23 protein-coding genes are annotated in these 26,564 nt (G+C 41.7%); 3 read left to right on the top strand and 20 right to left on the bottom strand.

Annotated features, from left to right (window positions below; translation table 11 throughout):
* Positions 1 to 21 precede the first annotated feature (21 nt).
* From argB to argC, 3 genes are all read right to left on the bottom strand, one after another.
* Entirely contained in the window at positions 22 to 909 is an 888-nt protein-coding gene (argB, locus tag C8D73_RS07740) for an acetylglutamate kinase (protein ID WP_021717949.1), read from the bottom strand.
* 106 nt (positions 910 to 1,015) lie between these two features.
* The gene (argJ, locus tag C8D73_RS07735) at positions 1,016 to 2,221 is read right to left on the bottom strand and encodes a bifunctional glutamate N-acetyltransferase/amino-acid acetyltransferase ArgJ (RefSeq protein WP_113077816.1); all 1,206 of its coding nucleotides are present in this window, start codon (positions 2,219 to 2,221) and stop codon (positions 1,016 to 1,018) included.
* Between the two features lie 13 nt (positions 2,222 to 2,234).
* Positions 2,235 to 3,269: an N-acetyl-gamma-glutamyl-phosphate reductase gene (gene argC / locus C8D73_RS07730; protein ID WP_021717951.1), complete on the bottom strand. Its 1,035-nt coding sequence runs from the start codon at positions 3,267 to 3,269 to the stop codon at positions 2,235 to 2,237.
* A 279-nt stretch (positions 3,270 to 3,548) separates the two neighbouring features.
* Here argC and C8D73_RS07725 point away from each other — a divergent pair, with 279 nt between their 5' ends.
* Positions 3,549 to 4,379: a transglycosylase domain-containing protein gene (locus C8D73_RS07725; RefSeq protein WP_113077815.1), complete on the top strand. Its 831-nt coding sequence runs from the start codon at positions 3,549 to 3,551 to the stop codon at positions 4,377 to 4,379.
* 38 nt (positions 4,380 to 4,417) lie between these two features.
* Here the strand turns inward: C8D73_RS07725 and C8D73_RS07720 are convergent, their stop codons facing one another.
* From C8D73_RS07720 to C8D73_RS07650, 15 genes are all read right to left on the bottom strand, one after another.
* Entirely contained in the window at positions 4,418 to 5,302 is an 885-nt protein-coding gene (locus tag C8D73_RS07720) for a ComEC/Rec2 family competence protein (RefSeq protein WP_113077814.1), read from the bottom strand.
* A 50-nt stretch (positions 5,303 to 5,352) separates the two neighbouring features.
* The gene (locus C8D73_RS07715; protein ID WP_113077813.1) at positions 5,353 to 6,798 is read right to left on the bottom strand and encodes a glucose-6-phosphate isomerase; all 1,446 of its coding nucleotides are present in this window, start codon (positions 6,796 to 6,798) and stop codon (positions 5,353 to 5,355) included.
* Between the two features lie 99 nt (positions 6,799 to 6,897).
* Positions 6,898 to 8,046, bottom strand: coding sequence for a S41 family peptidase (locus C8D73_RS07710; RefSeq protein WP_113077812.1), 1,149 nt, complete (start codon positions 8,044 to 8,046; stop codon positions 6,898 to 6,900).
* A 30-nt stretch (positions 8,047 to 8,076) separates the two neighbouring features.
* Positions 8,077 to 9,210: a murein hydrolase activator EnvC family protein gene (locus tag C8D73_RS07705; RefSeq protein ID WP_021717956.1), complete on the bottom strand. Its 1,134-nt coding sequence runs from the start codon at positions 9,208 to 9,210 to the stop codon at positions 8,077 to 8,079.
* A 15-nt stretch (positions 9,211 to 9,225) separates the two neighbouring features.
* The gene (gene ftsX / locus C8D73_RS07700; RefSeq protein WP_021717957.1) at positions 9,226 to 10,113 is read right to left on the bottom strand and encodes a permease-like cell division protein FtsX; all 888 of its coding nucleotides are present in this window, start codon (positions 10,111 to 10,113) and stop codon (positions 9,226 to 9,228) included.
* On the bottom strand, positions 10,103 to 10,789 hold the full coding sequence (gene ftsE / locus C8D73_RS07695; protein ID WP_021717958.1) for a cell division ATP-binding protein FtsE: 687 nt from the start codon (positions 10,787 to 10,789) through the stop codon (positions 10,103 to 10,105). The genes ftsX and ftsE overlap by 11 nt, the downstream gene beginning before the upstream one ends.
* 69 nt (positions 10,790 to 10,858) lie before the next feature.
* Positions 10,859 to 11,962 carry a polysaccharide pyruvyl transferase CsaB gene (gene csaB / locus C8D73_RS07690; RefSeq protein WP_021717959.1) on the bottom strand — a complete coding sequence of 368 codons (1,104 nt, stop codon included), beginning with the start codon at positions 11,960 to 11,962 and terminating at the stop codon, positions 10,859 to 10,861.
* Complete coding sequence (locus tag C8D73_RS07685; RefSeq protein WP_113077811.1) at positions 11,955 to 14,057, bottom strand: DUF5693 family protein; 2,103 nt, start codon at positions 14,055 to 14,057, stop codon at positions 11,955 to 11,957. Before C8D73_RS07685 ends, csaB begins: the two co-directional genes overlap by 8 nt.
* Positions 14,058 to 14,097: 40 nt before the next feature.
* A protein-coding gene (prfB, locus tag C8D73_RS07680) for a peptide chain release factor 2 (RefSeq protein ID WP_211305799.1) occupies positions 14,098 to 15,205 on the bottom strand; the annotation gives its coding sequence in 2 pieces (ribosomal slippage) (positions 14,098 to 15,132 and positions 15,134 to 15,205; 1,107 coding nt in all).
* Between the two features lie 94 nt (positions 15,206 to 15,299).
* A complete protein-coding gene (secA, locus tag C8D73_RS07675; RefSeq protein WP_021717962.1) occupies positions 15,300 to 17,822 on the bottom strand; it encodes a preprotein translocase subunit SecA in 2,523 nt (840 codons plus the stop codon).
* Between the two features lie 151 nt (positions 17,823 to 17,973).
* Positions 17,974 to 18,510 carry a ribosome hibernation-promoting factor, HPF/YfiA family gene (hpf, locus tag C8D73_RS07670; RefSeq protein WP_021717963.1) on the bottom strand — a complete coding sequence of 179 codons (537 nt, stop codon included), beginning with the start codon at positions 18,508 to 18,510 and terminating at the stop codon, positions 17,974 to 17,976.
* Between the two features lie 204 nt (positions 18,511 to 18,714).
* On the bottom strand, positions 18,715 to 19,434 hold the full coding sequence (locus C8D73_RS07665; RefSeq protein ID WP_044491776.1) for an amino acid ABC transporter ATP-binding protein: 720 nt from the start codon (positions 19,432 to 19,434) through the stop codon (positions 18,715 to 18,717).
* An 8-nt stretch (positions 19,435 to 19,442) separates the two neighbouring features.
* Positions 19,443 to 20,099 (bottom strand): amino acid ABC transporter permease, encoded by a 657-nt coding sequence (locus tag C8D73_RS07660; RefSeq protein ID WP_021717965.1) that lies wholly within the window; start codon positions 20,097 to 20,099, stop codon positions 19,443 to 19,445.
* A gap of 104 nt (positions 20,100 to 20,203) precedes the next feature.
* Complete coding sequence (locus tag C8D73_RS07655; RefSeq protein WP_021717966.1) at positions 20,204 to 20,983, bottom strand: basic amino acid ABC transporter substrate-binding protein; 780 nt, start codon at positions 20,981 to 20,983, stop codon at positions 20,204 to 20,206.
* A gap of 107 nt (positions 20,984 to 21,090) precedes the next feature.
* Complete coding sequence (locus C8D73_RS07650) at positions 21,091 to 21,873, bottom strand: basic amino acid ABC transporter substrate-binding protein (RefSeq protein WP_113077809.1); 783 nt, start codon at positions 21,871 to 21,873, stop codon at positions 21,091 to 21,093.
* A 432-nt stretch (positions 21,874 to 22,305) separates the two neighbouring features.
* On the opposite strand from C8D73_RS07650, the gene C8D73_RS07645 reads away from it, so the two are divergent.
* On the top strand, positions 22,306 to 22,929 hold the full coding sequence (locus C8D73_RS07645) for an HD-GYP domain-containing protein (RefSeq protein WP_370820557.1): 624 nt from the start codon (positions 22,306 to 22,308) through the stop codon (positions 22,927 to 22,929).
* Positions 22,930 to 22,976: 47 nt separating this feature from the next.
* Here the strand turns inward: C8D73_RS07645 and C8D73_RS07640 are convergent, their stop codons facing one another.
* Positions 22,977 to 23,663, bottom strand: a complete 687-nt coding sequence (locus C8D73_RS07640; protein WP_113077808.1) for a ComF family protein — start codon at positions 23,661 to 23,663, stop codon at positions 22,977 to 22,979.
* Between the two features lie 40 nt (positions 23,664 to 23,703).
* On the bottom strand, positions 23,704 to 25,863 hold the full coding sequence (gene recD2 / locus C8D73_RS07635) for an SF1B family DNA helicase RecD2 (RefSeq protein WP_113077807.1): 2,160 nt from the start codon (positions 25,861 to 25,863) through the stop codon (positions 23,704 to 23,706).
* A 211-nt stretch (positions 25,864 to 26,074) separates the two neighbouring features.
* On the opposite strand from recD2, the gene C8D73_RS07630 reads away from it, so the two are divergent.
* Positions 26,075 to 26,536 carry an S-adenosylmethionine decarboxylase family protein gene (locus tag C8D73_RS07630; protein ID WP_021717971.1) on the top strand — a complete coding sequence of 154 codons (462 nt, stop codon included), beginning with the start codon at positions 26,075 to 26,077 and terminating at the stop codon, positions 26,534 to 26,536.
* Positions 26,537 to 26,564 lie beyond the last annotated feature (28 nt).

The raw sequence follows: 26,564 nt of genomic DNA, 5'->3' as shown, positions 1-26,564 counted from the left end.
TCCTTTTATTCTCAGCAGTCTTTACAGCTCTTTTACTACTTCTGTCCCCACGCCTTCATCACTGAATATCTCCATTAAGATTGTATGCTCAGCACGTCCATCAATAATATGCGTTTTTTTCGCACCGCCGGAAAGCGCCGTGATGCAGGCCTTCACTTTTGGAATCATACCTCCGTCGATGTTGCCGCGGATGATCAGTTCCTGTGCTTTTTCAAAGCTCAGCGTCGAAATAAAGCTTGCTTCATCACGATAATCCGCATAAATACCTTTAACATCAGTTAGAACCAGTAATTTTTCAGCTTTCAGTGCACCTGCGATCTCACCGGCAACACTGTCTGCATTAATATTATAAGTTTCTCCATTAGCACCCACTCCAGTCGGTGCAATAACCGGTATAAAATCATTATCAAGCAGTACTTCTAAAAGCTCTGTATTGATTTTTTCGACATTGCCGACATAGCCAATATCAACTAAATTTACCTCACCATTTTCATAAACATCTGCCAAATGCTTTTTAGCACGGATAAGTCCGGCATCCTTACCATTCAAACCAACTGCGCGTCCACCCAGAACATTTAAACGGGCAACAAGGTCAGTATTGATCTTACCAACAAGGGCCATTTCAGCTATCCCGACGGATTCTGCGTCAGTAACGCGCAAACCACTGACAAATTGTGTTTTTTTGCCAGCCTTGCCAAGCATAGCAGTGATTTCAGGACCGCCTCCATGTACAACTACAGGACGTAATCCGGCGCATTGCAGGAAAACAATATCCTGCAGCACTTTAGTCTTAATATCATCATTAAGCATAGCGTTACCGCCATATTTTACTACTACAGTTTTTCCTTTAAAATCGCGCAGATATGGCAGCGCTTCCACTAAAGTTTTAATTTCTTCGTTACGTAACATTGACAGTTCCTCCTGTTTTTACGGCAGTACCGGGCCCTGGACTGCCTTTTGTTATTTTTATAAATTTGAGGCGGCCAAAGCTCCCGACTCAGTACGTCAACAAATCTCAGGTATGGTATTCACCATTAATTTTGACATATTCATAGCTGAAATCACAGGTCCAGACTGTAGCACACTCATTCCCTGCCGCCATATCAATGGTCATTGTGATATCATGTTCACTCATGATATCAGTCAAGCTTGTCAGCGGTATATTACAGTTCATACCATTTTCAACTAAACGTACGCCGCCGATTGACAAATTAACTTTATCTGCATTCATTGCTGCACCACTATAACCTGCGGCGCAAACAATGCGCCCCCAGTTCGGGTCTTCGCCAAAAAAAGCAGTTTTAACAAGTGGCGACTTGGCAATTGCCATAGCCGCTGCTTTGGCATCTTCCCATGTAGCCGCACCAACAACATTAACTTCCAAAAATTTTGTAGCTCCTTCACCGTCTCTGGCAATCAACTTAGCGAGATCCTGTGCACAAGTTACCAAAGCTTCAAAAAAAGCCGGATAATCTGGATGTTCCTCTGAAAATATAATTTCATTTTCAGCCAGTCCGTTGGCCAGTACGATCATACTGTCATTGGTACTGGTATCTCCATCAACGACTACCATATTAAAAGATTTATCAGCAGCAGCCTTAACAGCTCTTTTTAAAACATCTGGAGCGATTGCCGCATCAGTAGTTAAAAAGGTGAGCATTGTCGCCATGTTAGGATGTATCATCCCTGCACCTTTAGCAATTCCAGCAATCCTTGCAGTCTTCCCTCCAACCTCAAATTCATAAGCAGCACGCTTAATAAACGTATCAGTTGTCTGAATTGCCATAGCACAGCTTTCACCTTCGTTTTCATCCATAACATCGACAGCATCGGCTAAACCATTTTTTATTTTATCCATAGGCAAAAAATGACCTATAACACCAGTACTGCAAACATAAACATTCTGCGGTTCAATACCAAGTAAATCAGCTGCAAAAGCCTGCATTTCTCTGGCATCAAGTAAGCCCTGTTCACCTGTACAGGCATTCGCACAACCGCTGTTGACTATAATAGCCTGAGCCACAGCCTCTTGTGCAACTTCTCTGCTTAATAAAACAGGAGCCGCACACATTTTGTTTTGAGTAAATACAGCACCGGTAGATGCCGGAACTGTACTGTAAATAACAGCCACATCATGATTGCCACTAGCTTTAATACCGGCTTTAACCCCGGCAGCAAGAAAACCCTGAGGCGCTGTTACCCAGCCATCAATTTTCTTCATTCTTCACGCCTCCTCATGGATAGATAGGTAATTGAGTCAAACCAGTATTTTCCGGTATCCCAAACATCACATTCATATTCTGCACAGCCTGACCTGCCGCACCCTTCACTAAATTGTCCAGCACACTCATAACGATGATACGTCCAGTACGCTTATCAATCTGCCAGCCAATATCCACATAATTAGATGCTCTGACATTTTTTATTTCCGGGCAAGCACCCTGACCGCGCAAACGAATAAAATACTCATCAGCATACATTTCTGCAAAAGCTTCCTGAACCTGAGCTTCGCTGACGTCATTTTTAAGAGAGGCATAGCAAGTCGCTAAAATACCACGATCAACAGGCAACAAATGTGGTGTAAATTGAATCACAACATCTTTTCCGGCATATTCACTATAAACCTGCTCGATCTCAGGAGTATGCCTGTGACCAGCAACACCATAAGCGTGAAAATTTTCATTCACAGAGCAATAGAGACTACCCAGCTTCAAACCCCGTCCTGCACCCGTTGTTCCAGATTTCGCATCTATAATAATTCCCTGGGTTTCAATCAAGCCTGCTTTCAGTAAAGGTACCAAGGCTAAAATACTGCAAGTTGTATAACAGCCTGGGTTCGCTAAAATTTTAGCATCCTTTACCTGTCCCCTATATAATTCGGTCAGGCCATAGACTGCCTTAGTTTCTGGATCTTCGTGTTTTACTTTATACCATTCTTCAAAAACTCGTATATCCTTAAATCTATAGTCTCCGCCCAGGTCTATTATCTTTGTATCGTGCATTTTCAACTGCCTGCCGATCTTCATCGCATGACCATGCGGCAAAGCAATAAAAATAACATCGCTTTTATCAGCAATTTGCTCAATATCCTGTAAACTGCCCAATGCAGTTTCAATCCGTACAGACAGATGAGGATACATAGCAGCAATATTCTCACCGGTACTGCTTTCAGATGTTATCGCAGCAAGTTCTACTTCCGGATGTCCATCCAATAATCGCAACAGCTCGGCTCCGGCAAAACCTGTAGCTCCAATGACACTTGCTTTCATATCCAGCCTCCCTAAAACTTATGATTTGTAATTATACAACTTTATCGCATAAACACGCAAGTATTTCTCTGAAAAATTTTTAAAAATATCCTACTTAAAAAAAATCTGTCTATTATTATAAACACTAACCCTATTATATTTAATATTGTACTACTTTAGAGGCCTTTTTTCAAAACATTTTTCAATTTTTTATTCATTGGTAAGTGTTTTTTATTTTATTATTTCTAAAATCTCTGATACAATATAATCAATAATTATAATAATTTAAAGAGGTACCTTATGTTCAAAATATTCGTTATCATCATTATAGCTGTAGGTATCTTTTTTTGGTATCCTACCAGTGGTGACCCCATCAAAAAAGAGATTCTATCGCCAACTACACAGCATTCTGTGCAACTGCCGCCTGCTGAACACAGTAAGGCAACCGTTTTTTTACTTTCTATCTTACCTCCAAAACAAACTTGGCCAGATCCGATACAAAAAATCTGGCTAAGCCTAAATATTGAAGAAGCTGTCCAAGAACGCACTAACGATATTGAGTGGGTTCCTATCACAGATATCCCTATTGAAATGCAGCAAGCCTTACTGGCCATTGAAGATCACAATTTTTACAATCATGGCGCCATAGATGTTGACGGTATCCTGCGTGCTACATTAGTAAATATTACTGCCGGAGAAGTAGTTCAAGGCGGCAGTACAATTACGCAACAGCTCACAAAAAACCTTTTTCTGTCACAAGAGCAGACTTTGATCCGTAAAACTGAAGAAGCGCTGCTTTCTCTGGTTATGGAACAGCATTACAGTAAAGACCAGCTTTTAGAGATTTATTTTAATACAACTTATTTTGGTGCCGGTGCCACTGGCATCAAGTCTGCAGCACTTACCTATTTTGATAAATTACCTCAGGAGATGCAGCTTGCCGAATGTGCTATTATTGCGGCTCTTCCTTATGCACCATCTGCACTCAATCCACTAGAAAATCCTGAAGGCTGTAAAAAAAGACAGCGTTTAGTTTTGCAGACAATGGTAAAACGAGGTTATATTGGCACAACTTTAGCAGAAAAAACCTCTGCCGAACCAGTATTCCTTGCAAATGGAGCAACATTCTAAATAACAAAAACGTCATCTTAAATTTAAGATGACGTTTTTTATTTATCTGTCATAATCTGATATTTTTCTCCGTCAGTCCTCAAAGTAATTTCACCATTTTGACTGGTGACTTTAACAGGAATCTGTAAATACTCAAATGTTCCCAATACCTTTTTATTAGGATGATTATATTTTTCTTTATCGCCACAGCTTATCAGTGCCAGCTGTGGCTGTACCGCTTTTAAAAAATTATAAGTGGAAGACGTACTGCTTCCGTGATGTGCTACCTTCAAAACAGTGCTCTGCAGTTTTTTTCCATATCTACTTACCAAATCATTTTCGGTCTTTGCTTCAATATCTCCTGTAAAAAGCATTGAAAATTCACCATACTGCAATTTAAAAACCAAACTATTATTATTTAAATCTTTTTCAGGGAAACCATTTTTACTAGCAGGTGCTAAAAACTTTAAATTTATATTGTCTGCAAACTCCAGTTTTTGCCCAGCACTTAATATTTGGCGGCTTAAAATTCCGTTAAGAATCAATTTCTCTACATCTTTAGAAATTTCACTTTGAGGATTTACAATACCGTTGTCATAAAAATTTTTAACATCAAAATTATTTAATATTTTTATTACTCCTCCTAAATGGTCTAAATGATGATGTGTAATAATCAAAGCATCCAGTTTTCTAACCCCTAAAGTCTTCAATCTGCGAACAAGTATATCACTATTTTTATAATCACCTGTATCCACAAGTATTGCAACAGCCTGATTTCTCAATAAAATTGCATCCCCATGCCCAACATCCAACAATTTTACCTCAAGCTGGCCTTGCAAAAGTGAAATAGCTTCATGAGCTTCTGACCCAAAATCATAAGCTTCATAGCCATACGCTGCGACTGCTATGATAATCGTTAAAATAAATTTCCAAAACTTTTTCATATTTCCTCACAAAAACAAAACGTGCCGTAAAATATCGGCACGTTAAAATTCTACTGGTGGGACATTTTCTGCTTCATGATTTGCTTATAAGTTTCAACACCCGGTTGATCGTAGGCGTCAACATCAGCCAACTCACCTTCATATGCTACGGAAAGCATCAGAAAATAAAGCAGCTGTCCTAAATAATATTCGTCTATCCGAGGCAAAATATATTTCGCATTTAACCGCCCGTCGCTATTCAAAGCCTCTTCATTAGCAGCAAGTGCAATTTTCAGAGCATGGTCAACAGACAAGCCGTCATATTTTTTTAATGAGCTGATATGAGTAAAGGGATTGTTTAAAACAATCTGCTGCTCACGTTCCAATATTTCAACAAACTGTATTACTTTATCTTTTTTTCCATCCTGATGCTGTTGTGTTTGAGCATGCATATCAGTGGAACCAACAGCTGAAACCGGAGTACGTCCATAATAAACAACATTGCCTTCACGATCTTTACGCTTCCCAAGAGATTCAGCCAAAAGCTGTACATACCATTCACCAACAGATTTCATTTTCGCCGCATATGGCATAAAAACTTCAATATCAACGCCTTTTTCGGCTGCTGCATACTTCAAGACTGCGTTCAAGAGCGCCGGGTTTTCTCCAAGCGAAGCTGACTGACATGCATTTTCCATATCCCTTGCTCCACATAAAAAGGCATCTATATCCATTCCTATAGCGGCAGCAGTAATTAATCCTGGATCGCTGAAAATACAAAATCGGCCGCCAATACCTTCTTTGATATCAAAACACTGCCATACATTCTCCTTGGCCAAGTTATATAAAGGAGATATATCTTCATCAAGATCGGTTACAACCGCAACCTCCATTTGCAATAACGAAGACTTTTGACACTGCTCATAAAAATAAGAAAACGCTGCTAAAGTTTCTAAAGTCGTACCAGATTTGGAAATAGGAACAAGCAATACTCTGAATTGCTCATTTTTCCCCAGCCTGTGCGTGGCAAGATACTCCACTTCATCCACAACTTCACTATACTGATCTACATCTAAATTATTTCCCGAGAAATATACCCTAGGATAACCATGCCTGCGTTTTTCACAGCCTACATTCCAGCCGGAACCGGCAAAAATATCAAACAGAACTTTATTGCCAAGATAAGATCCCCCTACTCCTAAAAAAACAACAGCATCTATCTCCTGCTGCAGATAACTTCCAAACTGCTTCAATTTAGCAATAGACTCCGGCGTATTAGGATTGCCATTCTTAACGAAAGGCAGTTTCGTAAAAAGCACATGCTCCGGCGTACCATCTTTAGATAAATGTGCCTTTGCCATACCTTGCTCACGTATTAACAGTAAAGCATCTGCAGCATCTTTAGCCTTACTCTCCAAAGTTTCAATAACTGCAGGTGTTATTGTATCAGTATTTATCATATTGCTATAATCAAAAATAAAACCACTTGCTAATGCTATTTCTCCAGATAATTTCATAATATCACCATATCAATTATTTATATACTTAAATATTTTATCATAAAAATATAACAAAAGCAAAAGAACCAATGCTTGAGGGCATTGGTTCTTAAATTATTATTTCTGCAGATTACGTAAATAGTTCTCTGCCGTTTCCAGCTGTATATCCTTTGTGGGCTGTTCGGGCAGTTCCACAACTTCATCAGGCGTAATACCCGTACCATTAATAGATCTTCCAGAAGGAGTATAATATTTAGCCGTAGTTAGCTTTAACCCAGTATTCTGAGGTAGCCTATATACAGTTTGTACCGACCCCTTACCAAAGGTCCGAGTACCAAAAAGCTTCCCGGACTTAGTGTCCTGCACAGCTCCTGCAACGATTTCAGAAGCACTTGCACTGCCATGATCAACTAATACGGCAAGTGGATACTTCACTTGCTCCAAATAAGATTCTTCCGTATATTTGCGACCTTCCCTGTCTATAACGGATACGATCGGTCCCTTAGGAACTAAATATTGTGCAACACGTACAGACTCTCCTAAAATTCCTCCAGGATTCTGCCTTAAATCCAACAGCAGTGCCTGCATCCCCTGCTCTTCCAGTTCCTGATATTTCTTCGCAAACTCTCCCGATGTATTCTCGTTAAAAATAGCAATCCTGATATAGCCAATCCTGCTATCTGGCAGCATTTCTCCTGCAACTGACTTGATCTTAATATCGCCACGTACAACTCTTACCGTACGTTCGTTACCTTTATTATCGTCCAAGACCAGCTCGACTTCTGTTCCCTGCGTGCCTCTAATCATTGCAACAACATCTTCAAGCTGCATCCCAGCCGTCTTTTTTCCATCGACCTGAACTATTTTGTCGCCGGCTTTGATACCGGCTTTTTCTCCAGGCGTTCCCTCTAAAGGTGCAACTACAACAAAATTATTCTCCTTTTTACCAACTACTACGCCGATACCGCCAAAAAAACCTTCTGTTACATTACTGATATCTTTAAAACTCTGCTGATCCAAATACACAGAATACGGATCATCTAACGCTTTTACCAAACCTGTAGCTGCGCCATCAAATAATTTTCCATCACTTGGCTGTTCTACAAATTTTTCCCGGACCAAAACTAACGTCTTGAGAAATTTCAAACTTCCCAAAGCATCACCGGTAATGCGCTCCATACTGTAAAATATAGCTCCAAGCGTAACAACTATAGCGCAAAGGCAGGCTACAAGCACTGTCATCATACTAAAACGCTTTTTAAACATAACTTCCCGCCTCGCTTATCTTCCCTTAAATCAAGGTAAATAATCCAACGGTTCAGTTACCTCGCCGTGGATACGTACTTCAAAATGACAGTGCGGGCCAGTCGACCAGCCAGTACTGCCGGCATACGAAATTACCTGACCCTTATTTACATATTGTCCTTCGCTGACGGCAAGTTCCTGATTATGGCCGTACAAAGAAACAAGTCCTCCGCCATGATCGATCATCACTGCATAACCATAACCGCCCATCCAGCCAGAATAAATTACTGTACCAGAGTCAGCCGCTACAATCGGTGTACCATAATCACAGGCAATATCCATACCGGAATGATATCTTGTTGTGCCAAATACAGGATGTGTACGCCAACCATAATAAGATGTTATCTCACCTGTTACTGGCCAGATAAACTTACCGGTTCCACCGCCCGTAGGCATAGAAGAACTACGTTCCAAGCTTCTCAACATACTCGCAATATTCTCAGAAATGGCAAGTAAGCGGTCATAATCTTCATCAGCCTGGCGACTTTCTTCTTCAGCCCTATAAAGCAGCTGAGCACGCTCTTCCTTGCTGGCTTCAGCCTTCTGCTGCTTTTCATCAAGGTCACTGCGCATTTTTTCAATATCAGCCATCTGCGCATCCAATTCTTTCTGACGCGCTTCAATTTCAGCAGTTTCCTTCATGATCGTATCCATCATTGCCAAATCGCGGCTGATAATTTTTTGCAACAAAAACATTCTTGAAGAAAAATCTGAAAAATCTTTTGCACCTAACAATACATCAAGATAATTGATTTGTCCATTGATATAAATATCGCGCAGACGCTGGCGATAAATCTTCATACGGCCTTCCATTTTAGCTTTCTTTTCAGCTAAAACTTCTTGGTTTTCGTCAATCAGTGGCTGTAATTTATCACGTTTGGCTTCGATCTCTTTAATCTCTGCCTGCAGACGATTCAATTCAGCAACAATCTCTTCCATTCTGTCACTGGCAGCTTCTGCTTCACGACGAGCACGTTCTTTAGCTATTTCCATTTGCTGCATTTTTTGCTGTACGTCATCATATTCCGCTTGCTTATCTTCCAGCTCATTTGCAAAAGCCGGCAAAATTTGCATAACAGCGAATATCAACGCCAATACAGCCATTAAAACTTTCTTTTTTGGCATAATCGGCCTCCGCTGTTAAACTTTTAAAAACTTGCGCAAGGAAATATAACTTCCTGCAGCACCAATTGCCGTTCCGGCTAAAATAATAGAAATATCGACATAGGTGAGCATTGGATATGCCGGAACCATTGGTAAAAAAGCCAGTGTCGCATAAATACGAGACAAAAGCGCCGCATAGGTACCGTTAATAACAAAATTAGCAATCAACGCCCCAAAAAAACCAAGCGTCATACCTTCCAGAATAAAAGGCCACCTGATAAACCAGTCGGTAGCGCCAACATATTTCATAATATTGACCTCTTTTCTCCTGGCAAAAACAGTTAACCTAATAGTATTAGCAATAATAAACAATGTTGCAAGAGCCAGTAAAATTACCAGAACAACACCGCCAATACGCAGTATTTTCGTCATCTGAAAAATATGTTCTACTATTTCCTGACCGAATTTAGCTGTTTCTACGCCTTCCATTTCGTGTATCTGCGGCGCCAGTTCATTAATTCTATCAGGTCTGTCTACCTGCACTTCAAATGAATTAGGAAAAGGATTATCAGTTCCTAATGAATGCAGCAACTTTTCCTGCTGCCCCAACCGTTCCTTAAATCTGGAAAGAGCTTCTTGCTTACTGACCTCTGTCACGCTTAGAACACCGGGCAAATTCTCCAGTGTCTGCTTCATATCGCTTAGCCCAGGGGCTTCAACAGAATCTTCCATATAAACAGTAATCTGCACCTGACTTTCGAGATATTGCGCTAAATTATTGGTATTGATAAAAATCAGCAGAAACATACCTAAAACAAGTAATGAAAGTGCCACAGTAGACACCGAAGCAAGGCTCATCAAGCCGTTACGTTTGATAGATTTATAGGTTTCCCGGATAAAATATTCTTTTGTACTAAGACTCATAACCGTATACCCCTTTTAAATCATCACGAACAATCGACCCTTTTTCAATGGCAATAACTCGTTTTTCCATATTATCAACGATTTCTTTATCATGTGTCGCCATCACGATAGTAGTTCCACTTTCATTGATCTCACTGAAAATACGCATTATATCCCAGCTTGTTTCCGGATCAAGGTTACCTGTTGGCTCATCAGCAATTACAAGCAGCGGATCATTAACAATCGCACGTGCGATCGCTACACGCTGCTGTTCGCCACCTGATAATTCCGTTGGATAAGAATTGGCCCGTTTACGCAATCCAACTAAATCCAGCACACTCATCACGCGGCGCTTGATTTTACGATAGGGAGTCTCTATAACCTGCATAGCAAAAGCAACATTGTCATAAACAGTGCGATCAGGAAGTAACCTGTAATCTTGAAAAATAATCCCTAACTGTCTGCGCAAATAAGGAATTTCCTTTTCTTTAAGCTCCAATAGATCCACACCATTTACATATATATTGCCAGTAGTTGGTATTACCTCACGAAAAAGCATCTTAATAAAAGTGGATTTTCCGGCACCGCTCGGCCCGACCACAAAAACAAATTCGCCAGGCTGGATATGGATATTGACATCACGCAAAGCTACTGAACCGCTTGGATATGTTTTACTGACATCGGTCATTAAAAGCATGGTGAAAGCTCCCTTCTCTTCAACACTCAAACAATTACGTCAGTCTTTATCATCACGACAAATCCCAATTCATCGTTTTTCTTCAACCTTTTTTAGCAAAGCAAAAGCTTTATCAGAGTTGATCTGCGCTTTATGCCGCAAAATTTCAATATTCTTATTTTGTTCAAGCGGAGTTTTCTGCCAACCAGCTACAGCAGCCTGAACAATCGTATCTCTATCAATTTTTTCAACCGTTCCAATAGGTTTTTCACCAATAGCGTTTACAAAGCTATCTACTTTAGGGTCATAAGATATTGCCAGCAGCGGCGTTTGCATTACAGCAGCAAAAACCAATGCATGCAGCCGCATTCCAATCAAAAGGTCAAAATTTCCTATGATAGAAAGAAATTCCTCAGTATTATATTTTTCATTCAATAAAAATATATCCTTTTGGCAAACCAAAGCTTTACGCAGTTTCTCACAGGCTTTTACATCAACAGAATACTGCAGCGGCAACAAAATCAGCTGCGCCCCATAGCTCTGCTGCAATTTGGAAGCAGCTTCAGCCAAAACCTGAAAACATTGACTGTCACCAGACCAAGGACGTACAGAAATACCTATGACGGGCTTGGTTAAATCTACACCAGCCTCCTGCAGCAGGTACTGCCCGCATTCTTTAGTTACGGGATTAAGCGAAAGTACTGAATCAGCCGTAACCGTTATCTTCTCGGGTTTTACGCCCATTTCAATAAGTTCCGCTGCAGACTCACTATCTCTTACTGTAATCAAATCTGCCTCATTGCAAACCAAACTTGTCAATTTTCGAGCCCATTTGGCTCTAATAGGTCCAATGCCTTGAGCAAAAAGCATTACTTTTTTACCAAAAAATTTTCCCAATCCAATAATGCTAAGATAATATAATAAACTTCGTTTACTGGTCACGTCCTGAAGCAGGCTTCCGCCTCCTGAAATAATCAATTCAGAATCTTTCATCGCCCGAATAATCCCTAACGGATTGAAGCGATATACACTGCAAACCTGGTGTTTAGCCGCAGTGTCTTCCGGATTGCCTGACAACACGGTCAGTTCTACGTTTTTCTCCACTTGCCGCAACGATTCTATAATAGCAGTAAGCATGGCTTCGTCACCGGCATTAGCAAACCCGTAGTAACCGGAAATCAAAATTTTACTCATGCTCTAAGAATCTCCTTTGCCATTTCTGCACATAAGGCAGCAAAATAGAAACGGCGATAACAGCAATGATACCTAATACAGCACCCAGAGCATAGCCGTCGACGGCACGAATATAACTCATGATAACAGGAGTACGCATATGTGCAAAAGTCTGCACTAAAGATCCCTGCCCAATAGTAGCTCCAACCACTAACAGCATCTGCCATAAACGCGGTGCCTGTTTATACGCCGCAAATGCCGCTAAATAAAACGCGGGATGTCCAATCATAAATTCTTTTTCACGCGGGCGTGCATACATCATCTGCTCAAGGAACAGACGCATTTTAATTTCAAGAGCCGGAACCGGAACCCCAGCGGTATGACCGCTGCGACCAACAAAAATATATGCTACAAAAGCCAATACACCCAAAAATGCAACATGTTTTACTGTTATCCTGGTACTGAAAAAATTTTTCAGGTGCACAGCAATATTTCCAATCTGGCCTTTGCTGAGAACATTAAATCGCTGCATATACCATAGAGAAATCAACAGCACAGGTAAAATAAACGTTAATTTTACCCCTTTATAAATATCAATTTCCAGGAAAAACCTGCTGTCGCCTAAAACAGCCGCTACAAAATATGCTCCAATTAAAGAAAGTATCACAGCCAAAGCCAGCTGCCATGTAGCACTGATAATAATCTTCAGCGTGTTTGGGGTATTTTTTTTGCAGGACTCCCAAAGTTCGACAATAACTGTCATCGATAATACTGGGAAAACAGTTGCCGCAATCAAAGCCAGTAACTGACGTGTAAGGATTCCGCCAAATTTCAGCAAAGTTACACTGGCAACAATACCGCCAGTCAGCAATAACATATACTGTATTTTTTTACTGAAATTAAACAGCAAGGTTAAATACATAATCCCACCGGCCAGAATAGCAAATGCCAGCGGCACTAACCAGGCCCGTTCTGGGAAATATGGAACAAACTTACCGTCAGTAGTATTTTTAGAAAAAACTCCTGCCGGTCCAAGCTTATATCCTCTTGCCTGTACATCGTCGGCAATTTTCGAAACATAATCTAAATTAAGCTCTAAAATATCCCTGCCTTCCTGAGGGATCATAAACGGTTTGATATAGTTGATACGGATATTACGTTCTTCATCTGTAAGAGCCCAACGTCTCAAAGCTTCTGGCATTTTCAGTTTTCTCTGCTCGGCTTTGTCAATAATATATGTACGTGCAACACGATAATCCATATGCTCAGCTAACGGAAGGAGTCCGTCCATTGCAGCAAACTGCAGCTGTGTATAATGTTCTACCATTCCAAAAGTCATATTCTGTTTCTTTAACTTATGAGCCATATAGGCAATGTAATCCGGATAACCAACTACTTCACGACCACAGCCTATATACCCGGTTACATTGGCACCAGACTTATCGATCCTACGAAAAATACTCCTGATTTTATCATAATCATTAGGCAAATAATTCATTGGTCTGACGATAACATTAAAGCCGAAAGCTTTTGCTTTGCGCATTTCTTCTGTTGAAAGGCCTAAAGGAGCTTGCATAACGCCAGGCTTGCTGTCATAATTTTCTTCTGTAATGACCATTGGATTACCTAAAATCTCAATTATCTGCGGTTCGTTGTTTACTATCCGCAAACGGTCCTTGCCATAACGCAGATACAGATCCTCCACCACTTCTGTCAAAACATCATATGACGTTCCGACAGTCACATAGACAGCATTAGGCACTACAATACCTTCGGAAAGTACAGGAGCAAATTTACCACCGTCGCCGCCCAAAGCAGAGCCTTTTAGCAGCTCCTCCCCAGTAACAGCTACAATAGAACCGTTGTTGTTAAGCTTCTCTAAGGTAGTATCAAACACTACCAGACTTGTAACTCCGGCCTTTTTAAATCCTGCCAGAACGTCATTTAAAGACAAGCCTTCCCAGTTCGCTATATGTTCCAGCCCTTCATATTCCATTGCCATTTCAACAGTATCGTTGCGCTGCTCAATTTCATGACGCTGATAGTTCAACCATAATGAAACTATCAGTCCTATAGCTATTATCGCAATAAGTACCGGGTTATAACGGCTTTTCATCAGCTGATCTCCACCTAATTCAAAATTTCTTTTTCAATAATTACAGTTTCTTTTGCTGGCTGCGCAGATACGCTTCAACAAACATTTCCAAACCACCGTCCATGACAGCCTGCACATTACCTGTTTCAGCATTAGTACGATGATCTTTAACCAGTTTATAAGGCTGGAATACATATGAACGGATCTGACTGCCCCATTCTATGTCCTGATAGTCACCGGCGATATCGCTTTTTAAAGCATCCTGCTTAGCTCGTTCATATTCATATAGCTTTGCACGAAGAAGCTGCAAACACCGTTCCCGGTTCTGGATCTGTGATCTTTGCGTCTGGCACTGTACTATTATTCCAGTAGGAAGATGCGTCATACGCACAGCAGAGCTCGTTTTATTTACATGCTGTCCACCAGCACCACTAGCTCGATAGGTATCAACTTTCAAATCTGCAGGATTGATGTCAATTGCAACGCTGTCATCCAGTTCCGGCATCACATCCACCGCGGCGAAAGAAGTATGCCGGCGGGCATTCGCATCAAACGGAGAAATACGCACCAGACGATGTACACCCTTTTCACTTCTCAAATATCCGTAAGCATTATGTCCATTAATCTGAAGCGTAGCACTTTTAACACCAGCTTCATCTCCCGGAAGATAATCGAGCATTTCCACTTCATAGCCTTCACGTTCAGCAAAGCGGGAAAACATACGCAGCAGCATAGAAGTCCAATCCTGCGCTTCTGTTCCGCCGGCACCGGCATGTAATGTAAGAATAGCATTATTGGCGTCGTACTCGCCATTCAAAAGCATGCCTAATTCTAAATGTTCAACATCAGTACGAATAGAAACCAGCGTTTCTTCCATTTCAGGTAACAGACTTTCGTCATCTTCTTCCAGCGCCAGTTCGCACAAAACTTCCATGTCCTCTACTCTGGTTTCCAAAGAACGAAATGTTTCTACCTCTTCTTTCAACTGCGTTACAGCCTGAGCAGTTTTCTGCGCCGTTTCAGGTTCATCCCAAAATCCAGGTGCACCCATTTTATGTTCTAATTCTGCAATACGGTCCTCTTTGACAACTACGTCAAAGAGATCCCCTCATTTCCTCTAGTTTCTGTTTTAATGCTGCAATCTCCGGTTTATATTCCTCAATCAACACTAACTTCACATCCTCTCTTAATAACACCAGTAAAGTTGAAACTTACCGCTTCAACTTTACTGTAACTAAAACCAACTATAAATTTCTGTAAATCTTACTTATCCTGCCCGCAGCAATTTTTATATTTTTTACCGCTGCCACAGGGACAAAGATCATTTCGTCCGGTCGTTTCACCTTTTACCAGAGGCTGTTTTTTAATATCATCGCCTTCCCCCGGGTTGTTAGTGGATGCGTTTTCCAACCGATTTTCAACCTTAGGCTGCGCCACAACATTTACACGGTAAATATAGCGTACTACATCGTCTTGAATAGCGTCAATCATCGCCTGGAACATATCATAGGCTTCAAATTTATATTCAACCAACGGATCTTTCTGTCCATAAGCCCGCAGACCTACACCTTCACGCAGCAAATCCATAGAATCCAAATGCTCCATCCAATGGTTATCGACAACTTTAAGCATTACAAGATTTTCCAGTTCGCGCATTAATTCAGGTGTAATAGCATCCTCGCGTTCAGCGTAATGTTCATCGGCAACTTTATGCAGATATTCTTCCAGCTCTTCACGACTGAGGTTTTGCAGATAATCAATCTGCAGCAAATCAGCCGGAGCATAGAACTCCTCAGCATAAGCAATTAATGCCTGCAAATCCCAATCCTCTGAATAAACTTCCGGCGGCGCATACATCGCCATCGTACGGTCTACAACTTTATGTATCATATCCATAATAGTATCACGCAGATTTGCCTGCTGCAGGATCTTTTTACGCTGGGCGTAAATAACCTCACGCTGCTGATTCATAACATCGTCATATTCCAAAACCTGTTTACGAATAGCAAAGTTTCTGGCTTCAACTTTTTTCTGAGCCGATTCGATAGAACGGGTAACAAGCTTATGTTCAATCGGTTCATCTTCCTCCATCCCCAGTTTGTCCATAATACTGGAAATATTATCAGAACCGAACAAACGCATCAGGTCATCTTCCAAAGACAAGAAAAATTTTGAAGAACCAGGATCACCTTGACGAGCGCAGCGGCCACGCAGCTGATTATCAATACGGCGGCTTTCATGCCTTTCCGTACCAATGATGTGAAGACCTCCTAATTCTGGAACGCCTTCACCCAAGACAATATCCGTACCACGGCCAGCCATATTCGTAGCAATGGTAACAGCGCCATATTGACCGGCTCCGGAAATTATTTCAGCTTCTTTTTCATGATATTTAGCATTCAAAACATTATGCGGAATCCCGCGCCGTTTCAGCATCGCCGATAATTCTTCTGACTGAGCGATGGAAGTAGTACCCACCAGTACCGGTCGTCCAGACTTATGGCATTCTTCAATCTCATTAACAGCGGCTTTATATTTAGCGCGTTTCGTTTTCAAAATAACATCAGGATAATCAATCCTGACCATAGGTTTATTGGTAGGAATAACAACAACGTCAAGTCCGTAAATTTTCTGGAATTCCTGTTCTTCTGTTTTAGCAGTACCAGTCATACCGGAAAGTTTTTCATACATACGGAAATAGTTCTGGAAGGTAATAGTCGCCAAAGTCTGACTTTCACGCTCAACTTTAACACCTTCTTTAGCTTCAATAGCCTGATGCAAGCCTTCCGAAAAACGACGGCCAAACATTAACCGGCCTGTAAATTCATCAACAATGATAACTTCGCCGTCTTTTACAACATAATCTTTATCACGGTGCATAATAGCTTTGGCCTTCAAAGCACACATCAGCTGATGTGAAAAATCAACGCCGTGTTCAGTATCATACATATTTTCTATGCCCAGCATTTTTTCAGCTTTAGCAATACCAATTTCAGTAGGGGCAACTGTTTTCAGCTTTTCATCAACAGTATAATCTTCCCCTTCATCCATTTTAGCAACTACCTGAGCCAAAACTTTATACAAATCAGTAGATTTTTCGCCAGGTCCGGAGATAATAAGCGGAGTTCTCGCTTCATCAATCAAAATACTGTCAACTTCATCGACAATACAATAATTTAAAGGCCGTTGTACCATTTGATCTTCGTCAACGACCATATTATCACGCAGATAATCAAAACCGAACTCGTTATTAGTGCCATAGGTAATATCAGCAGCATAAGCAGCTTTGCGGTCCGGATAATCAAGCGCATGCGCAATAAGACCTACGGAAAGGCCTAAAAATTTAAAAACACGCCCCATATCCTCACTGTCACGGCGAGCCAGATATTCATTGACCGTAACGACATGAACGCCCTTTCCTGTCAACGCATTCAAGTATGCCGGCAAAGTAGCTACCAGAGTTTTACCTTCACCAGTGCGCATTTCAGCAATTTTACCACGATGCAGAACACAACCGCCAATAAGCTGCACATCAAAATGGCGCATGCCTAAGACACGTTTGGCCGCTTCACGGACAACTGCGAATGCTTCAGGTAAAATATCATCTAATGTTTCACCTTTAGATAACCGTACTTTAAAATCAGCTGTCTTAGCGGCCAGATTTGCAGAGCTTAAGCCTACCATATCTTTTTCTAATGCGTTGATTTTATCGACAATGACTCCGATCTCTTTTAATTCTTTTTCATTCGGGTCACCAAAAATTTTTTTCAACAAACCTTCGAGCAAAATAATCACTCCTTAAATTTTTACAATAAAAAACACTATACCTAACTTAAAATTTTAGCAGAAAAGCCTGCAAAAGTCAAAAAGCCCGGGGCTTCAACCCCAGGCTTTTTGTGAACTTTCAGTAAATTATTTTCCTATTTAATATTGCCGCTTATTTTAATTCCGGAGCCAACAAACCGTAATTACCATCTTTACGACGATAAACCACGTTCACGCCACCAAAATCAGGATCATAAAAAACGAAGAAATCATGATTCAAAAGGTTCATTTGTAAAATAGCTTCTTCTGCAGTCATTGGATGCATAGCAAAAGATTTATTCTTAATAATCTTGAATTCACCATCATCTTCTGCAACTGTTTCTACAGAAGCTGGGACCACGGCATCCTGGAAGTTATTGTATTTTCTCTTCATCAGGCGGGTTTTATATTTGTGGATCTGGCGTTCGATTTTTTCTATTACCAAATCAATGGAGGAATACATATCTTTGGTCGTTTCCTGTGCTCTCAGCAAGATCCCACTCGCCGGTACAGTAATTTCCACAATATGATTACCTTTTTCCACTTTCAAAACTGCTGAAATATCACCGACAGTTTTAAACTGTTTCGTTACTTTCGTAATCTTTTTTTCGACATAATCTTTTAATGCCGGAGTTACATCAATGTTTTTACCACGTACGTTTACGTTCATAATTCATACCTCCTTGAATTCCCCAAGGTGATGGGATCGCAAGCTCTCTGCTTGCTTTAATATAGTAATTCGCCGCGCTCCGCAAATCTCCTGCTGATAAAGTAACAAAAAACTCGCATGTCTCAAAAATTTCACATGCGAGTTTACAATTGATACTAATGTAACACTTCGGGTAATAAAACACCCAATTAACCTTAGTAACACTTATAATATTTTGGATAAAAAGCTGCGCGTGCGTTCTTCTTTCGCATGCAAAAAAACCTCTTCTGGTTCTCCCTGCTCTACGATAACTCCGCCATCTACAAAAATGACCCTGTCACCGACTTCACGGGCAAACCCCATCTCATGAGTTACCACTGCCATTGTCATACCTTCTTTGGCCAGGCTTTTCATGACATCCAATACTTCATTGATCATTTCCGGATCGAGAGCAGAAGTGGGTTCATCAAACAACAATGCTTTAGGTTTCATTGCCAAAGCCCTTGCAATCGCTACACGCTGCTGCTGTCCACCGGAAAGCTGATCAGGATAAGCATTTGCTTTATCATCCAAGCCAACTTTTATCAACAGTTCCTGTGCCGTTTGTTCTGCCTCACTGCGGCTGATACCACGCACCTTCATTGGCGCCAGCACTAAATTTTCAAGAACAGTCATATGCGGGAACAGATTAAAACGCTGGAATACCATCCCGACTTCTTTACGTATTTCATTAATATTTGCTTCCCCTGTCAACGGTATACCGTCAATAACTATACTGCCGCCTGTCGGTTCTTCCAAATAATTTATACAACGCAGTAAAGTACTTTTACCACTGCCAGATGGTCCAATAATTACCACAACTTCGCGTTCAGCAATTGTCAAATCAATACCCTTTAAAACATCTAGATTACCATAACTTTTTCGCAGATCAGTTATTTTAATCATTGCTTCATTCATTTCGTATCATACCTCCGTTCCAACATCCCTACGAGACGGGCAACCGTAAAAGTCATAATCAAATAAATAACAGCTACAGCCATCCAAATTTCGAAGGATGCATATGTACGGGCGATAATCAACTGACCACGACGCGTAAGTTCTTCAAACCCAATAACAGAAACCAATGAAGAATCCTTCAACATTGCAATAAACTCGTTGCCCAAAGGCGGAATAATGCGTTTAAAGGCCTGCGGCATAATAACATAACGCATAGTCTGCGCCCAGCTCATTCCTAAAGAACGGCCAGCTTCCATTTGACCCTTATCAATTGATTGGATACCGGCACGGAAAATTTCCGCAATATAAGCACCACTATTGATAGAACAGGCAGAAATTGCTGCAAAATAGGGATCCACGCGGTGCCCAATAATTCCCGGCAAAGCGAAATAAACCAAAAATATCTGTACCAGAAGCGGCGTTCCACGAATAAAATCCACATAACAATTAGCAAAATAACGCACCGGTTTTATACTGGCAAGACGTGCTATACCGACTGTCATACCTATCAAAAGGCCAAAGCCTACGCTTAAAGCCGTTATTTCGATCGTAATACCGGCACCAGCCAGCAGCAAGGGCAAGGCATCCCAAATCAAGCTGAAATTAATATCCATGCAGTTTGTCTCCCTTTCATTGTCAGCTCTTTAAAATTCACCAAAGAAAATACGGAGCACACCACCGTCACCGTTGATGTACTCCGCATCCAGATATGACCATATTATTTCTTTACTTCACCAAACCAGGTTTTGTAAATCTTGTCATACTCGCCGTTTTTCTTCAATTCGGCCAGAGCTTTATCGATTTCAGCAGCTAATTTATCATTGCCTTTTTTAACTGCAATGCCGTATTCCTCAGCTTCAAGCACATCGCCTACAGTTTTGGCATCAGCACTACCGCCTTGTGCCAAATAATAGCCAACTACCGGGCTGTCGTTGATAACAGCATCCACGCCGCCATTCTTTAATTCCATAGCAGCTTCTGTATTCGTGTTGAATGCCGTTACTTTGGCATCTTTTACGCTTTCTGCTTTAGCTGCGCCGGTAGTACCGATTTGGACAGCAATTCTTTTACCTACCAAATCCTCGATACCTTTAATGGTATCATTGTTCTTCTGTACCATAACTACCAAACCGGATCTGTAATAAGGGGCGGAGAACAGTACTGCCTCCTGACGCTCAGGAGTAATACTCATACCAGCAATTACGGTATCAATATTACCGGAACTCAATGCAGGGATCAACGCATCAAACCCCATATTCATGATTTCAACCTTGTAACCCATCTGTTTGCCAATGGCCCGGATAAGGTCCATATCAAAACCAGTATATTCTTTAGAGCCTTCTTTTTGGAATTCAAACGGTGCAAAAGTAGGTTCAGTGCCCACACGCAGAACTTTTGCAGGTTCAGCTTTTTTAGCTTCTTCTTTGCCGCCGCAACCGGCTACCATTAAGGACAAAGCTGCTAAAACAGCCATTGCCATAAGTAAATATTTTTTCATTTTACAACCTCCAGAAAAATATCTGGACTGCACTCAACACGCAGCCCTTTATATTTGTTAATTATATAACTAAAAACGGCCTGGCGCAACCTAAAGTTATACGAATATTATTTCTTTTCTTCACCAAACCATGTTTTATATAATTTATCATATTCTCCGTTTTGTTTCATTTCGGCTAAAGCTTTATTAATTTCAGCAGCCAGCTTATCATTGCCCTTTTTTACTGCAATACCATAGTCCTCCGAATTCATGACCGCACCGACAACCTTTGCGTCAGCGCTCCCCCCCTGCTGCAAATAATACTTCAAAACAGGGCTGTCATTAATTACAGCGTCGGCACCGCCGTTTTTCAGTTCCATAGCAGCAGCAGTATTGTCGTTAAACGCGGTTACCTTGGCATTTTTAACTTCGCCTGCTTTATTAGCTCCTGTGGTCCCGATCTGCACAGCAATTCGTTTTCCTTCCAAATCACTGAAGCCTTTGATTGTATCATCATCTTTTTTTACCATTACGATCAGGCCAGAAGTATAGTATGGGTCAGAAAACACCACTACTTTTTTACGTTCATCAGTAATACTCATCCCAGCGATCGCAACATCAATATTTCCTGAATTCAACGCCGGGATCAAAGCATCAAAGCCCATAGAAGAAATCTCTACTTTATAACCAAGCTTCGTACCAATAGCACGAATAAGATCCATATCAAAGCCAGTAAATTCATCCGAGCCTTCTTTTTGAAACTCAAATGGTGCAAAAGCCGGTTCGGTACCAACCCTTAATACCTTTTCCGTTTCTGCCTTCTTGGGAGCTTCCTGTGAACCGCCACAGCCGGCAGCCAGCAATGCAAGCATTGCCAATAAAGCCATCATTAAAAATCCAATCTTTTTCATTTTTACCCCTCCAAATCAATTCAGCAGCTTTCCAACCGCTTCTATTTATAATATTTTCTTATTATAGTACTAAATATCACGGCAGGCAATAAAAAAATACCGTTATTTTTAATAACGGTACAAATTTCACAGACAACTCAGCTGACCTGGTTTTCGCCCCCACACTCGCCTGCTGGAGGGTTCGCTCATAAGCTTTTCAGAGCTCCCCACTACTACCCCTCTCGCCTTTGCGGCAGGACTTACTTCTAAGCTGCGCCGTGCTCACAATACTTTGATTGCTTACGTGGATCGTTTTGCCCGCAACTGGCCTCGACTTGCAACCACAGACCTGAGTTGTATTTATAATTATACATTAAGCAAAAATTTTTGCAAGTGTCTTTGCTAATCAACTTTTTCGTAGTATACTATTATCACCATGTGAATGAGGACGGATTGTTTATGATTGCCATACCCCAATTCTTAGATTTTCCTGACGACGGACAAACTTCGGAAATCTGCGAATTCTTTTTGAAAATGCTACAACATAAGAATAAGGCGCTTTATATGCACAGCCAGCAGGTCGCCAACTATGCTGCCAGCATCGCCGCCAAGCTGGGATTACCGCCGGCAGAAGTTTCCTGTATCAAAACCGCAGCATTGCTGCACGATATAGGCAGTCTTTCCGTGCCCAACATGATCCTTATGAAAGCCCCTTACCTGAGCACCCGCGAAATGTCTATCTACAAACGGCATTGCCAGGCTGGCGCAAGCATGCTTGAAAATATCCAAGGTTTCAGCCATATTATCCCCATCATTCATGCCCACCATGAAAAATGGGACGGCACCGGATATCCCAAACGCCTTAAAGGCGTAAACATTCCTCTGGGAGCCAGAATTATTTCTGTAGCAGACCACTATGATAAATTTATTAATCCCTGCACCCAGCAATGGCAGAAAACACACAGCGAAGCAATTATCGAACTGCAAAACAAAGCAGGGCTTGATTTTGACCCTAATGTTGTAAAAGCGTTCATGCAATCAGTTATTCCCAGTAAAATTATCAAACAAAAAAAATAATAATATCGACTACTTGTACTTGCTGTCAGACACTGGCAGCAAGTTTTTTATTGTATTTGTCCATAATTTTCGATACTGCCGCAAAAGGCAAGTCCATAAACTTCTACAGCTCCAGCATTTTTCAAAGTTTGGGCAGCCTCTTCCATTGTCGCTCCAGTAGTAAAAATATCATCTACAACAATCACAGTTTTACCGGTAACATTTTGTGTAACAGCAAAACAATCTTCTAAATTCATTTTTCGTTCCTGCGGGCTTAAATCATACTGGGGAACAGTTTCACGCCTTCTCGTCAGAGCCGGAGTCAAACAATATTCGGCATCAGTATTTTTAAATAAAACCAGCGGGATCTCGAATCCCCTCGCTCTTGTCCTTTGCCTTGACGTTGGTATTGGTACAATCATTACATCACGCTTACTTAAAATATTCCGCAGAAATTCCGGCCAGCCGTCAACACTAATCCGGCAGCATTCTTCTGCCAACAGCTCCAAAATATCCCTGCGGTTCTTAAACTTTACATTTTGTAATGCCGTTTTTAAAGCGCCGTTATACCTGAACAACATCCCCACACCATCTAAAGCTTCACGACCCGACAGCCACAAAGGCTGCAATAACACTTCTCTGCAAACACTGCAAAACAAACCGTCTTCAGAGATCTGACCGCAGCCGGCGCACTTTCGTGCCCAAAATACCGATAGTAACAGCGCATACCATTTTTTTATCAACCGTATAAACATGGGTGATTATGCATCACCTTTCCCTAAATTTATAACGTCCTTAAAAAATATCTCCCTGCTCCTGCAGTCGTTCCGCCAACAGCGAATAACGTTTTCTCGTTCTGTCATTATCCACCGCAGTCTGTACCGCCGCTTTCGTTCCTACTAAAATAACCTTCTGCCGTGCACGCGTTACTGCTGTATACAACAAATTCCGCTGCAGCATGATATAGTGCCCTGGAACCATCAGCAAAATAACCGTCGGATACTCGCTCCCCTGCGATTTATGTACACTCATCGCGTATGCAAGCTGCAATTCATCAATTTCATTAGGTGTATAAGTTACATACTCACCATCAGCACGCTCAGGATAATCAACAGTAACATTGCGGCCATTTATATACACGATCCTGCCAATATCACCATTGAAAACCTCTTTCTCATAGTTATTGCGAATCTGCATCACCTTATCACCGGCCCGCAGAACATTTCCAGGCGTATTGACCTCACTTTTATTCAGCTCCGGAGGATTGATCCGCTGCTGAAGCAAATGGTTAAGGTTCTGAACGCCACAGGGATTCTTATGCATAGGCGATAAGACCTGTACGGACTGCCAGTCACTTTGCTGCGTCAATCTAGCATAAATATTAGCCACATATTCCGCCGCATCAAATTCATTCTCGATCTCTACAAAAGTAAAATCGCTGCTCGGCTCCCACTCAGGCATCTGCCCGCGGTTTATCCTATGTGCATTACGCACAATAGGGCTTATCTCAGCCTGACGAAAAACATTTTCTAATCTTACAACAGGCATTTTCTGCGAACGGATAATATCCTTTAAAACAGATCCGGCACCAACAGACGGAAGCTGGTCGACATCGCCGACAAAAATCAGCCGACAGCCGCCCTGAACCGCTTTCAGCAGATGATAAGTAAGCGTAATATCCAGCATCGAAGCTTCGTCGATTATAATTGCATCGGCATCCAGAGGATCACCGTCATTCTTGCCAAAGTTAAAGCCGCCGCCATTCGGCGTATATTCCAGTAACCTATGTACTGTTACCGCAGGATGCCCGGATGAATCGGCCAACCTCCTGGCAGCGCGTCCCGTAGGCGCTGCCAGGAGTATCCGACAGCCAGCTTTTTCCAGCACTGCCAAAATCCCCTTGATTACAGTCGTTTTACCTGTACCAGGCCCGCCTGTAAGAACAAACACACCATATTTTAAAGAAGCATGAATAGCTTCTTTCTGTGCCTCAGCCAATACAATACCGGCTTCAGACTCCCATTGCCCAATAATCTTATCAACATTGACTTTTTCCAACGCATCAGCCAGATCGCGTAATTTAAGCAGCCTTTTAGAAGTCTGAACTTCCGCCTGATACAAATACTCAGGATAGATCAGCCGTAAACCGCCAACTTCTTCCGTACGCAGCATGTCCTCTGCCAAAAGCTTTTGAAAAACATCATTGACAACGCTGCTACTGACCTGCAGTAGCCTCACTGTTTCGCGCAGCAGTAACTCCTCAGGTACACAGGTATGCCCTGCTGAAGCAGCCTGATTTAGCGCATATTCCACCCCGGCTTTAATCCGTTCCTCACAGGCGCCGTCCATCCCGGTCGCCAAGGCAATCTTATCTGCAGTTCTAAAACCGATACCGGTAATATCACTAGCCAGGCTATATGGATTCTCCTGAATCCTTTTCATCGCCGTAGCTCCATATTGCGCCTGCAGCTTCGGTGCATAATTAGCACTGACGCCGTGCGATTCCAAATACACCATCAATTCCCGCATATCCGACAACTCTGCATAAGACATCCCAATAGCTTCGGCCTTCTTTCTGCCGATACCTGAAATCTCGGTCAGCCGATGCGGTGATAAAGATAAAACATCCAGCGTATCTGAGCCAAAATGCTCAACGATACGGGCGGCCATAGTTTTACCAATGCCCCTGACCGCACCTGAAGCCAAAAAACGCTCCACACCATCGGTAGTTGAAGGTTTTATAGCCTGGCAGACCTCAGCACGAAACTGTCTGCCGAACTTGGCGTGTTCGCCCCAGCTGCCGCTGAGCTCTACCGACTCTCCCAAAAAAGGAGCCGGTCCCCGGTAAACGACACTTACCTTACCTTCATGGTCAGTTTTCACCCTGAAAACACTGAACTGGTTATCTTCACTTTGAAAAACTATATTATCAATAACGCCCTGCAATTCTTGCATTATTCCACCACCGTACAAAACAAATGTTCTCGTTTATTATAACACGTTTTCAAATAAAACAAAACTTTTGGCCATATTCTTTTCACACCTGTAACCATGAATAAACTTTGACAGCAAGCTATTTTTTAGCTATAATATATTAAGTTGTTTATACTCCAACCAACATTTTATTTTAAAAATTAAAGCTCGCCTCTTTGAAAGGAGAACTACCTTGAAATCAATTGGAACACAAATAGCTATAGATATGTATAACTGCAGCGATCTGCTTTTAAGCGACGCTTCCGGCGTTCAGGCAACCATTCAAAGCGCAGCCGCAGATTTCGCCATGCAGCCGCGGGAAACCTATATCAACTGCGAAGAAGGCATCAACGAATATTCTGTTTTTTCACATTGCAAGCAAGGTCATGTGACCCTGCATCTATATCCGGATCTTGGCTTTGTCACTATTGATGTTTTCACCTGTTTCAAAGATGCCGACCCAGACGGATTAGCGCGTTTCCTGCGTAATTATTTTGATCCTGACAAATCGAAGATCACTTACCTTGACCGCGGTGATTTCGGCAGTGAAAGCGATATGAAACCACGCCGTAAATCCAACATCAAAACTATACGCCGTGCCCGTACTATCGGTAATAAACTTTCTAAACTTATGATGAAACCACGTTCAATGTAAAAGCTGCCTTCAGGCAGCTTTTTTCTTT

Source organism: Phascolarctobacterium faecium DSM 14760, assembly GCF_003269275.1.
GTDB lineage: Bacteria > Bacillota > Negativicutes > Acidaminococcales > Acidaminococcaceae > Phascolarctobacterium > Phascolarctobacterium faecium.
Note: the sequence above shows the minus strand (reverse complement) of the source record. Positions and strands in the feature narration are given on the sequence as shown.